Consider the following 11,332-nt stretch of genomic DNA (forward strand, 5'->3'; position numbering starts at 1 on the left):
CCGGGTCATGGCTTCGCGCGGGGCGCCCCGGCCCGCCGCAGACGTAGCCGTGTGAGCAGGCCCCGCGGGGCGGTATCGGGCATCCGGCCGGGCAGGGGTGGGCGTCGCGCGGGCCGAGGCCCCGGCCGGGGTGCGGGGCGAGCTGTGGGACGGGGTGCGGGTGCGGTGGCCCGCGCTGCCGCCAGGGCGGTGGCAAGGCCCAGCCGGTGCCAGAGGATCTCGTCCGGGTCGTCCGCCAGCAGGAGCCGGTCCACGGCGTCCCGGGCGGCCGGCGACTCTGGGCGCCCGTACGGTGGCCGGGGCCTGAGCCGGTCGAGGTGGGCGCGCTCGTACGGGTCGGTGACGGCCTCGGCCAGCGCCACCGGGTCGAGCAGGGAGGCGATGGCGGCCGCCCGCGCCCATGGGTCCTCCGCCCCCCGCAACAGCAGGGCGAGCCTGCGCGAGCGCCAGTTGCGCGGGCGGACGTCCTCGCCGCCGTCCAGCCTGGCGCGTACCTCTCGCGGCAGCCGCCCGGTGAGCAGGTCCGGGTGCCGCTCCGCGAACTCCCGTACCTCTCCCGCCAGGTACAGCCAGACGATCGCCCGGTAACGGTTGAGGTAGAACCTCACCGGGGTGATGTGACCGGTCCTGGCCAGCCTGGTGAAGCGGTCGCCGGTGATGTCGGCGAGCTCCGCGGCCTCCGCCGTACCGACCGTACGGACGCGCTCGCGCACACCGTCCGGGAAGTCCGGCGAGGCCCGCAGCCGGTCGATCTCCTCCTGGGCCACTCGGCGCCGGGCACCGGCCACGCCGTCCGCGTCGTCCACGGTGCGGATGTGGCCCAGCTGCACAGCCAGCTCGAACTCGCTGCGCTTGAGCTCCAGTTCGCGCGCCGCCCGGCCGAACGGCACGGTGGGCACGGCTTCCTCGACCGTCATGTTGTCTCTCCCCCGTCCGAGTTGAATACTCTCTGTGACGAAGGTAGTACGGAATCTACCCCTCCGGTTCGCCCTGTGGATAACCTCCCGTGGGCGAGGTCGCGACGTGGGCGACGTGGGCGACGTGGGCGAGGTGGCTAGGTGGCTAGGTGGGTACGCAGGGAAGACGGTGGGCGACGCGGCTACGTAGGCGACATGGCTGCGCAGAGGACGGTGGGCGACGCCGAAGACACGGGTGATCGACTGCTGGTGACGGCCCGTGGGCGACCGTCAGAGACGGTCGCCCAGCGACACCCCGCCGCCCGGCTGCCGGGCGGCGACGGCGAGATGCTCACCGACCCGGTTGACGAGCAGGGTCATCTCGTACGCCACATGCCCCACATCCGCCTCGGCGGCGGTCAGCACGCACAGACAGCTCCCTTCGCCGGCGGCGGTGACGAAGAGCAGCGCGTCGTCGAACTCGACCATCGTCTGACGTGCCCTGCCCGCCCGGAAGTGGCGCCCGGAGCCACGGGCGAGGCTGTGCAGCCCCGAAGAGACGGCGGCGAGGTGTTCCGCGTCCTCGCGCGGCAGCCCGGTGCTCGTGCCGGTCACCAGACCGTCGTTCGACAGCACCAGCGCGTGGCGTATGTGCTCGACGCGCCGCGTCAGGTCGTCCAGGAGCCAGTCGAGTCCTTTGTCCAGCGCCATGTCCGGTCCTCCCCCTGTTCGTGGAGCGTTCCCCGTTGCCCCGTGTCCGGTAAGCCTTCCGCACCGACGTGGGCAGATCAAGCACCCGACCGGCGTCAACCGGCCCTTTCGGCGGGCGTCATGGGATGGTCGGACTACGACACCGTGTCGAGCATGCGGGCGGTGTGCATACGGCCGGCGTACTCCACGAGCCGGATGAGTACCTCCTTCCCGGAGTCGCGATCGCGGGCGTCGCACAGGACCACGGGGGTCCCGCGATCGAGGTCCAGGGCGCGGGATACGTCGTGAGCGCCCCAGGCCCGCGCCCCCGGGAAGCAGTTGACGGCGACGACGAACGGGATGCGGCGGTGCTCGAAGTAGTCGACCGCGGGGAAGGAGTCCTCCAGGCGCCGTGTGTCGGCCAGGACGACGGCGCCGAGCGCTCCCTGGGCCAGTTCGTCCCACAGGAACCAGAAGCGGTCCTGGCCGGGCGTGCCGAACAGGTAGAGGGACAGTCCCGAACGGATGGTGATGCGGCCGAAGTCCATCGCCACGGTCGTGGTCGTCTTCTGGTCGACTCCCCCGGTGTCGTCGACCGTCTGACCGGCTTCGCTCAGCTGCTCCTCGGTGCGCAGCGGCCGGATCTCGCTGACCGCGCCGACAAGCGTCGTCTTGCCGACACCGAAACCGCCGGCGATGAGGATCTTCAGGGCCAGGGCGGCGGAGGTGTCGGTGCTCCCGTCCTCCGTCGCTACGCCGGTGCTTTCAGAGCGCTCGGAGGCCATCGATCACTTCTCTCAGGATGCGTTCGTCGGGTAGCTGTGCGGGCGGTACGGGCCGGCTGACCCGCACGTAGCCGGCTTCCAGGAGATCTCCCAGGAGGACGCGGACGACACCGACGGGCAGGTCGGCGTCACCGGCCAGTTCCGCCACGGACTGGGTCTCCGCGCGGCACAGGGAGAGCAGCGCGCGATGCTCGGGGCCGAGGAGCGCTTCCTCGGCGGTCCCGGGCGGGTCGTCGTCCACGACGACGAGGGCGATGAGGTCGAACCGGACGTTGCCGGGGCCCGGTCTGGTCCGTCCGCCGGTCATCGCGTACGGGCGGACGAGGGGCCCCGCCTCGGCGTCGTACCACTGGCTTCCGGGTTTCGTCGCCCCGGCGGCGCCGCGGTCCTCGGTCATGGTGGTACCTCGGTCATGCTCGTGTTCCGGTCATGCTCGTGCTCCGGTCAGCCGGCGGCGGGCGGGGTGGCGGTGACGCGGGGCGGGGTCCGCAGATGCTCGCCGACCCGTTTGACGAGCCGGGCCATCTCGTACGCGATGAGACCGATGTCGGCGGTGACCGAGGCCAGCACCGCCAGGCAGGACCCGTCTCCCGCGGCGACGACGAACAGGTAGCCGTCGTCCATCTCCACCATCGTCTGGCGGACCCCTCCGGCGTGGAAGTGACGGCCCGCGCCCTTGGCGAGGCTGTGGAACCCGGACGCGACAGCCGCCAGGTGGTCGGCGTCCTCCCGGATCAGGCCGCTGGAGGCGCCGACGGCCAGGCCGTCGTTGGAGAGCACCACGGCGTGGCGTACGTCGTGAACACGTGCGGAGAGATCGTCCAGCAGCCAGTCCAGTTCACCGGAGGCGTGGTGCGGGGTGATCCTCTCGTGCTCGATCATCCTTGGTCTCCTTCGGTGCCGGGGATGGTGGTGCCGGAGGGCGTTCCGGGGGTGGCGTGGTGGCTGCCGGAGGGCGTGGCACCCGGACCGCCGGCCCCCGGCGCTCGGCCGCCGCCGCGCCTCCAGCCGTCGCGGTAGGCGGTCATGCGGGCCCTGACCTGTTCGGGTGTACGTCCGGCGGGTTCCTCGTCGGCCGGTGCGAGGAAGGGCGGGGGTTCGGGGGCCTGACGCAACTGGGGGACGAGGCTCGCCTGGCGTACGCGGCGCGGGAGTTCCGCCGTGCCGTCCCCGGAGTCGCCGGTGTACGCCTGCGGGTGCGGAGGGGAGTCGGGGGTCCGGCCGCGTCGGCGCAGTTCCGTCACTCCGGCGGGCTGGCGGTCGTCCGGCCGGGTCGCGGTCCTGTCCGCCGTCCGGGTCACCGTCCGCTCCGACGGCCGTTCCACCGGCCGGGCCGAGGGCTGTGCGGTGCCTCGCGGGGTCTGGAAGCGGTCGGCCGACGTCTGCGGACGTGCCGGGGCATCGGGCGCCCGGCCGTCCGGAGCCGAGTCGTGGGGCGCGTGAGTGGCGTGAGGCAGGGGTGCTCGGTTGGCGTGGGCGGCCGCTGGGGCGGCCGGCCGGTGTTCCCGCCCGTGTGCCGGCTCAGCTCGGGTGGTGAGGCCGGGTGCCGACGCGGCCGCGCGGGTGGCGACGGCGGGCGCGGCACCGGCCGGGAGGGCGTTCTGCAGCAGGGCCGTCGGCAGCAGGACGACGGCTGTCGTGCCGCCGTACGGCGAGGTGCGCAGCAGCACCTTGATGTCATGACGCGCGGAGAGCCGGCTGACGACGAACAGGCCGAGGCGGTCGCTGTCGAACAGGTCCAGTGCCTCGGACTGCTCGATGCGCCGGTTGGCGTCGGCCAGGGCCTGTGTGCCCATGCCCAGTCCCCTGTCCTCGATCTCCAGGGCGTAGCCGTTGCCGACGGGTTCGCCACTGACCCGGACCTTGGTATGGGGCGGCGAGAACTGGGCCGCGTTCTCGATGAGTTCGGCGAGCAGGTGGGTGAGGTCGGCGACGGCCGCACCGACGACCGCCGCCTCGGGCAGCGGACGGACCTCCACGCGCGCGTAGTCCTCGATTTCGGAGACGGCCGCGCGGACGACGTTGGTGAGAGGGACGGGTGTACGCCACGCCCGGCCCGGTGCGGCCCCGGAGAGGATGATGAGGCTCTCGGCGTGCCGGCGCATCCGGGTCGTCAGATGGTCCAGCCGGAAAAGGTCGCCGAGTTCTCCGGGATCGTCGGCGCGGCGCTCCATGCTGTCGAGCAGATTGAGCTGGCGGTGGACCAGGACCTGGCTGCGGCGCGCGAGATTGACGAAGACTCCGGAGATGCCGTTGGCGAGTTCCGCGCGTTCGGCGGCGGCGCTCAGCGCGGCACGGTGGACGGTGCCGAGCGCCTCGCCGACCTGGCCGATCTCGTCCACCGCCGGCGGGCCCGGCGGCGCCTCCGCGTGGATGTCGATCTCCTCGCCGGCCCGCAGCCGCCGCATGGCCTGCGGGAGCTTGTGACGGGCGATCTCCAGGGCGGTGTTGCGGAGGCTGACGAGTTCGACGACGAGCGCGCGGCCGATGCGTACGGAGATGACGAGGGACGCGGCGACGGCCACGAGACCGAGGAGGACGGCCGCGCCGGCCGGGGTGAGGGTGCCGCCCGTGAACGGGTCCGCGTGGTCGGCGGCGGCGCGGCGGGCGTCGGCCTCCAGGTCCGTCATGGCGGCCCGTACGGTGTCGTGGGCCTGGTCCCAGGTGGCCGCGGGTACGGCGGTCGCTGCCGCGCGGCCGGGTGGTGCGGTGACGATCCTGTCCTCGGCCGCCGTGATCCGCCGGTAGGCGTCCTGTTCGGTCAGTCGACGCCAGGTGGCGCGTTCGGCGGTGCCCAGGTCCGCTGTCGCGGTTTCCACGAGCGTGCGGCGTGTCGCGGCGGCGCCGCCGAACGCCCGCAGACGCGGCGCGGTGAACGATCCGGTCAGCCTGGCGGAGGTGAGCAGGGTGTCCTCGCGGGCGAGCATCTCGCCGGCCCTGGCGAATTCCAGCAGCACGCGCGCGCGGGCGCCGCCTTGTACGTCCTGGATGCCGGTGAGGGCGCCGTGCACGCCGAGGCCCGCCGAGATGGCGGTGGTGTACCGGTCGTAGACGGCGTCCCAGTCGGCCTTCGTTCGCTTCGGCGGTTTCCTCCCGTCCGGGTCGGCGGTGGATGCCGGTGTGATCGCGGTCCGCACGGAGGTCAGGCCCTCCGCGCGGGTGACGAACTCCCGGAGGCGTGAGGCCACTTCGGAGGGCATGTCGCCGGTGTCGGCGACGGTGTGCCCTTCGCCGAGCCGCAGCCGGGCGACCGCCGCGTCGGTGTCGCGTGCGCGCTGCCCGAACTCGCCCGCGTGGACGGTACCGGGCGCCGTCACCTGCCGTGCGGCCGCTCGGCGTTCGGCCTGGAGCGCGCTGACGGCGGCGGTCACGGGCGCCCGTACGCGGTCGTCCACGCGCTCGGCGTCCCGCAGTCGTGCCACCTCCTGGGCGGTGGTCACCGTGGCGAAGCCCCACAGGGCGAGCAAGGAGATGACGGGCACCATCAGCAGCGAGATGATTTTCGCCCGCACCGTCCGGGCTCGCCCGCCTCCGTATCGCACCGATCCCGTCCGCACGGAACCCGTCCGTACGGAACCCGTCCGTACGGAACCCGTCCGTACGGAACCCGTCCGTGCGGATCCCGTCCGTTCGGTCCCGGCATTGCCGGGCTCGGAACGTGGTCGTGGGCCGTCCCCGTGCGGGGGCTGCCTCCTGTGGTCACCCGCGGGGGCTTCGTCGGCAGCCGGTCGGCCGGCGTGCGCGCGGCGCCCTCGGGCCGATGCCGCCGGAGGGTGCGGTGGCGGTGGTGCGCCCTGGGGTGTACGGGGAGTGGGCATGGCCTCCTCGTTCCGGAGAGTGGGTGGGACGCGGTGTCGGGTGGTCCGGTTACGGCACGGCCGCCGGTTCGGTGACGCGCTCGGCGGAGGCGGAGGCGGCGCGTTCCCCGGCCGTCGGGGACAGGGCGACGAAGGCGGCGGTGACGAAGAGGTAGGAGCCGAGGCCGACCGCGAGGGGGAAGATGAACTGCGTCGCGGTCGCCCCCGGCAACCCGCCGCCGGACGGGACGACCGTGACCTCGACGGCGAGCATGCCGGTGTAGTGCATGCTGCTGACGGCGGCGCCCATGACGAGGGACGCGACGGCGACCGCGGCGGGGGACGTGATGTTGAGCGCCGCCCAGAGCGCGGCGGTCGCGGCCACGACGGCGATGACGATGGAGAGCGCGACGAGGAGCGGGTCGTACCGCACGCCGCCGTGCAGCCGCAGGGCCGCCATGCCGAGGTAGTGCATGCTGGCGACGCCGAGGCCGGTCGTGAGGCCCCCGATCAGCAGTGACAGGACGCGGTCACGGCCGTACCCGACGGCGAACACCCCGGCGCCGACCACCACCATGGCGACGAGCAGACTGAGCAGGGTCAGGGGAACGTCGTAGCGGATGTCCGTCCCGGTCACGGCGAAGCCCAGCATGGCGACGAAGTGCATCGTCCAGATGCCGGTGCCGATGGCGGACGCGGCGGTGAGCAGCCAGTTGCGGCGGGCGGCGCCGGTGGTCTGAAGCGCGCGTACGGTGCAGCGCAGTCCGAGGGCGGCGCCGATGCAGGCCATCGCGTACGACAGCACGGGCGTCAGCCAGCCGAACGCGGCGTGGTCCAGGTGTCCCATGGGCCCGGGACGCTAGTCCTCATGGGGGCGCACACTGGGGGCGCGTTTCGAAAGCTGATGGAATATGACAGAGAGACGCTTTCGAGCGATCGAAGCCCGGTCGAACGTGTGCACCTCGGTTCCCACGAACGAATGCGGTGGGATCCCACCGACGAGTGAAGGATCATGTGTGTATGGCCGACGACCACACAGATGTCCAGGAGTTCTTCGCCGCGCGGGCGGACGCGTGGGACAGCCGCTTCCCGGACGACGGCCCGGCGTACGCGTCGGCCGTCGCGGACCTGGGTCTCCGGCCGGGTGACGTCGTGCTCGACGCGGGCTGCGGCACGGGACGCGCCCTGCCCGCGCTGCGGGCCGCCGTCGGCCCGACGGGCACGGTCATGGGCCTCGACCTCACGCCCGAGATGCTGGCGGCCGCCGTCCGCGCGGGGCGGAATCGCAGCGGATCGCTGGTGGCGGGGGACGTCGCGCGGCTGCCCCTGCGCGACCGCGCATTGGACGCGGTCTTCGCGGCCGGGCTCCTGTCCCATCTGGCGCGACCGGCGGAGGACCTGCGGGAGTTGGCCCGGGTCGTACGGACGGGCGGGCTGCTCGCGCTGTTCCATCCGATCGGACGGGCCGCGCTGGCCGCGCGCCACGGGCGGCAGATCACCGACGAGGATCTGCGTGCCGAGCCCAACCTCGGCCCCCTGCTGGCCGGTTCCGGCTGGCGGCTGATGTCGTACGTGGACGAGGACACCCGTTTCCTCGCCGTCGCGGTACGCCAGGACTGACGGCCCCCGCGACCCCGACCGGCCCGGGGGTCGGGCCCTCTCGGCCCTCTTCTGCCGGGGCCCCGGGGACTCTACGTTGGAGGTGCACGCCAAGAGGCCGGCGGCGGTGCGCACCGCCGCGCACGGGGAAGGTGGGGCCGATGCTCAGCAGACTCCGTACGATCTTCACGTTCCCCTCGCGGGCGATGGAGGCCCGCGCGGCACGGCACGACGGTTCCGCGAAACGCCCCCACAACATCTTCGAGGCGGCCTCCGCCTATGTGGCCGCGTGCGCCGAGGACGATCAGGAGGCGATGGACGAGGCGGCGTCCTGGGTGTCGCCGGAGGCCCTGTCCTTCGGGGTCGGCGAGCTCGCCTGCCGCGCGGTCATCACCCTGGCACGCGAACGCGACGAATCCCCGCAGACCGTCGCGCGCAGTCTCCTCGGCCTGCCCGCCGCCTGACCCGGTCCCGACTCCCCCGGCATCACCCGCGCCTCACTCGGCCATACCGGTGCCTACCCGCCCCGCCCCGGTGATGGCCGCCGTTTACGCCGGCCCGATTTCGATTGCCCCGATTTCGGGCGTGCGGACCCTCGACGTCCGGGTTACCCGCTGGTTAGGGTGCGCCGACGGACCAACGGAATCGGACGGGAGGGCACCGTGGCCGGGACGGACGACGACGACCCGCTGTACGTACTGACCGCGGTGCTGCTCACGCCCGCGCAGTTCCCCAGCGTCCTCGGTGACGACTATCCCGAGGCCTGCGCGGCCCTGGGGCTGGAGCCGTACCCGAACGGCTACGGCCTCGTGCTGGGCCAGGACGGCGACGGGGCGCGCTGGACGGTCGCCGTCGACGACGTGTCCCTGGTGGCCGTCGCGATCGCCTCCTGGGACTGCGGGATGGAGTACGACCTGTCGCCGGACGAGCGCAGCGTGGTCGCCGCGCTGCCCGGCTGGCCCCTCGCGCTCGGCGTCGCGGCGCCGGGGCTTCCCGCACCGCACGACCCCGAGACGGCTCCCGGCGAGCAGGCGCCGCTGAGCCCGCCCGACGACGGCTCCTGGGGCCCCGCGCAGCGCCGCCTGGGCGCGGACGAGATCGCGCTCCAGTGGTCGACGTGGCGGGATCAGCTGGCCGACGGCGACTTCACGTCCGCCCAGGCCCCGGCCACGCCGGCCGGAGGGTACGCGACCGCTCCGGTACCAGCGGTCCAGGCGGCGGCGACGGCACCGGACGGGGCGGCCGCAGGTCCGGGCGCGCCGCCCGGGCCCGCTCCCGCCGCCCCGGCGGGCGCGCCGGGTCCCGCCGGCGGTGCGCACGCCGGCGTCCGGCGCGTACTGGAAGAGGTGCGGGCGTACCTCCAGGAGCCGCCACCGCCGGGGAGGGTGCGTTCCAGCTTCGCGCCCGGCGGGGCGCGGACGCTGCGCGCGGACGGCCCCGGCTGGTCGCTGGTCGCCAGGACGGACGACATCGCGTTCGTCCTGCTGGACGACTATCCGCGCGAGGTTCTGCCGGTGGGCCGGGGAACACGGCTCCCGGGCCTCCTCGCGGCCCTCGACGCGATGGCGGTACGTCCCGCCTGACGCTCCTTCGCCCTGACGCTCCTTCGCGTGGCGGCCGGGATCCGCGACGACCCGGCCGGGACAGGGGAACCGCCCGGACCGACCCTGATTCCCCACGGTGGGGACCGGTCGGCCCGGCGGACGGAGCGGACCGGTCAGCCCGGCGACTCGTCCGCCACCGGGCTTTCGGTGGGGCCGGTGTCGTCGGAACGTTCCTCGGAGCCGGTCGGGGCTGTCCCGCCCTCGGCGGAAGACCCGGCGGCGCCTGGACCGGCTCGGCGGCCGGTTCCCGCTTCGTCGGTGTCCGGGACGTTCTCCGCCTCCGTACCCTGCTCGGCCTCCCCCTTGGCACGGGCGGCACGCGCCGCCCGGGGAATGTCGGCGTCCCAGTGGTCGGGCCCCTGGCCTGCCTGTTCGTCGGGCAGGTCCCTCGGGACACCGGCGTCGCGTTCCTGCGGGCCTTCGAGCCGCTTGTCGTCCATGCCTCTCCTTCCGGGCGTCCGTCCGGCGACCGGAGGACCGGGTACCCGGGTGGTCGCGGCACATGCCCGACCGGGAGCTGTCAGCGGCCCAGCTCCTTGCGGGTGACACGGCGGAGCCTGCGCCGCTGGCCGGGGTCGAGCGCCAGATACGCCACCACAGGTACGCCGATGACCACCAGCAGGGACATCCAGAATCCGATCAGCGGCATCAGGAGCAGGCCGACGGCCACTCCCCCGATGACGATCTTCGCCCTTGTCGACATCTCGACGCCTCCCTTTCACGGCCGAGGCCGTGTTCACGGCCCGAGGCCGTCTCCTGTCCTGGGAACGCACGATCGCGCCGAACGGTTCCGGACGACTCCCCGTCACCCGCGCAGCGGCTCGCCGACCTCGTGGAGGTGGCGCAGCGCCTGGCGGTACGAGTCGACCGGCCCGGTCTCCGTGTAGGGGACGCCCAGCGCGCGGCAGTGGGCGCGGACGAGGGGCTGGACCAGCCGCAGGTGGGGCCTCGGCATGCTGGGGAAGAGATGGTGCTCGATCTGGTAGTTCAGGCCCCCCAGGAACCAGTCGGTCAGCGCGCCGCCCCGGATGTTGCGGGAGGTGAGGACCTGTCGGCGCAGATGACCCCACCGCCGACCGTCCTCGCCGGGCATCTCCATCCCCTTGTGATTGGGCGCGAACGCCATCCCCAGGTGCAGGCCCAGCAGCATCTGGTGGAGCAGCGCGAACAGCAGGGCACGACCCGGGGGCATCGTGGCGAGCAGCAGCCCGGCGTAGCCGACGACATGGACGAGCAGCAGTCCGCCCTCGACGGCACGGTCATGGGAGGACCGGTACGGACCGTCCTTGGAGATCAACGCCTGGAAGCCGTACAGCTTGAGGGCCAGGCCCTCGAGGGTGGTCAGCGGGAAGAAGAGCCATGCCTGGTGGCGGGTGAGCCAGGCCCGCGGTCCGCTGCGGTCGCGCGCCTGGTGCCGTGCGAACACCAGGACGTCGGCCGCGACGTCGGGGTCCTTGTCGAGGTGATTGGGGTTGCCGTGGTGTCGGTTGTGTTTGTCGTTCCACCACTCCTTGCTCATGCCGAGCAGCAGGTTGGCGTGCACGAGCTGGATGAGACGGTTCGTCCGCCGGCTCCCGCCGATCTGCGCGTGACCCGCGTCGTGGCCTATGAAGGCCGTGCGGGCCGACAGGACGGCGAGCGGTACCGCGAGGAGCAGCGCCCACGCCGAATGGCCGTACCGCAGCAGTCCGACGGCGACCGCCAGGAGCGCCAGCAGGTTGACCGTGATGCCGACGGCGTACCAGCCGGTGCGCCGGTCCAGGAGGCCCTGTTCCTTGACCGTGCGCAGCAGCGGCGCGAACTCGCTGCCTGAGACGCCGGGCGTTCCCGAGGCGGGGGACGTTCCCGAGGCCCCGGGCGTTCCCGAGGCGGTGACGGTGGCGGTGGCGGACGGCGGGCTCTCGGGCAGGGCGACGGTAGGCGGCATGGGCTCTCCGGGTCTGTGCGACGGGAAGGGGAGG

13 protein-coding genes are annotated in these 11,332 nt (G+C 73.3%); 3 read left to right on the plus strand and 10 right to left on the minus strand.

The genetic code is table 11. From position 1 onward, the window contains the following. Positions 1–5: 5 nt before the first annotated feature. The 7 genes from ACGF5U_RS28250 to ACGF5U_RS28280 all read right to left on the minus strand — a co-directional run bounded on the left by ACGF5U_RS28250 (position 6) and on the right by ACGF5U_RS28280 (position 7,015). Positions 6–917 (minus strand): DUF6397 family protein, encoded by a 912-nt coding sequence (locus ACGF5U_RS28250; protein WP_392716500.1) that lies wholly within the window; start codon positions 915–917, stop codon positions 6–8. Positions 918–1,187: 270 nt separating this feature from the next. Continuing rightward, a complete protein-coding gene (locus ACGF5U_RS28255; RefSeq protein ID WP_392716502.1) occupies positions 1,188–1,607 on the minus strand; it encodes a roadblock/LC7 domain-containing protein in 420 nt (139 codons plus the stop codon). A 134-nt stretch (positions 1,608–1,741) separates the two neighbouring features. Beyond that, entirely contained in the window at positions 1,742–2,371 is a 630-nt protein-coding gene (locus ACGF5U_RS28260) for an ATP/GTP-binding protein (protein WP_392716504.1), read from the minus strand. Beyond that, positions 2,352–2,768: a DUF742 domain-containing protein gene (locus ACGF5U_RS28265; protein ID WP_392716506.1), complete on the minus strand. Its 417-nt coding sequence runs from the start codon at positions 2,766–2,768 to the stop codon at positions 2,352–2,354. The genes ACGF5U_RS28260 and ACGF5U_RS28265 overlap by 20 nt, the downstream gene beginning before the upstream one ends. Positions 2,769–2,815: 47 nt before the next feature. Next, positions 2,816–3,253 carry a roadblock/LC7 domain-containing protein gene (locus ACGF5U_RS28270; protein WP_392716508.1) on the minus strand — a complete coding sequence of 146 codons (438 nt, stop codon included), beginning with the start codon at positions 3,251–3,253 and terminating at the stop codon, positions 2,816–2,818. Then, positions 3,250–6,189, minus strand: coding sequence for a nitrate- and nitrite sensing domain-containing protein (locus ACGF5U_RS28275; protein ID WP_392716510.1), 2,940 nt, complete (start codon positions 6,187–6,189; stop codon positions 3,250–3,252). Before ACGF5U_RS28275 ends, ACGF5U_RS28270 begins: the two co-directional genes overlap by 4 nt. A gap of 49 nt (positions 6,190–6,238) precedes the next feature. Continuing rightward, on the minus strand, positions 6,239–7,015 hold the full coding sequence (locus ACGF5U_RS28280; protein ID WP_392716512.1) for an MHYT domain-containing protein: 777 nt from the start codon (positions 7,013–7,015) through the stop codon (positions 6,239–6,241). Between the two features lie 173 nt (positions 7,016–7,188). Between ACGF5U_RS28280 and ACGF5U_RS28285 the strand changes: the two genes are divergently transcribed. The 3 genes from ACGF5U_RS28285 (at position 7,189) to ACGF5U_RS28295 (ending at position 9,350) form a co-directional block, all read left to right on the plus strand. Continuing rightward, positions 7,189–7,788, plus strand: a complete 600-nt coding sequence (locus tag ACGF5U_RS28285; RefSeq protein ID WP_392716514.1) for a class I SAM-dependent methyltransferase — start codon at positions 7,189–7,191, stop codon at positions 7,786–7,788. Between the two features lie 185 nt (positions 7,789–7,973). After that, positions 7,974–8,231: a hypothetical protein gene (locus ACGF5U_RS28290; RefSeq protein WP_392716639.1), complete on the plus strand. Its 258-nt coding sequence runs from the start codon at positions 7,974–7,976 to the stop codon at positions 8,229–8,231. Positions 8,232–8,429: 198 nt separating this feature from the next. Then, the gene (locus ACGF5U_RS28295; RefSeq protein ID WP_392716516.1) at positions 8,430–9,350 is read left to right on the plus strand and encodes a hypothetical protein; all 921 of its coding nucleotides are present in this window, start codon (positions 8,430–8,432) and stop codon (positions 9,348–9,350) included. Between the two features lie 134 nt (positions 9,351–9,484). Here the strand turns inward: ACGF5U_RS28295 and ACGF5U_RS28300 are convergent, their stop codons facing one another. From ACGF5U_RS28300 to ACGF5U_RS28310, 3 genes are all read right to left on the minus strand, one after another. Next, on the minus strand, positions 9,485–9,811 hold the full coding sequence (locus ACGF5U_RS28300; protein ID WP_392716518.1) for a hypothetical protein: 327 nt from the start codon (positions 9,809–9,811) through the stop codon (positions 9,485–9,487). A gap of 80 nt (positions 9,812–9,891) precedes the next feature. Continuing rightward, complete coding sequence (locus ACGF5U_RS28305) at positions 9,892–10,074, minus strand: hypothetical protein (protein WP_392716520.1); 183 nt, start codon at positions 10,072–10,074, stop codon at positions 9,892–9,894. Positions 10,075–10,176: 102 nt separating this feature from the next. Next, complete coding sequence (locus ACGF5U_RS28310; protein WP_392716522.1) at positions 10,177–11,298, minus strand: acyl-CoA desaturase; 1,122 nt, start codon at positions 11,296–11,298, stop codon at positions 10,177–10,179. Positions 11,299–11,332 lie beyond the last annotated feature (34 nt).

The sequence above is a fragment of the Streptomyces sp. NPDC047886 genome (assembly GCF_043204435.1).
Taxonomy (GTDB): Bacteria; Actinomycetota; Actinomycetes; order Streptomycetales; family Streptomycetaceae; genus Streptomyces.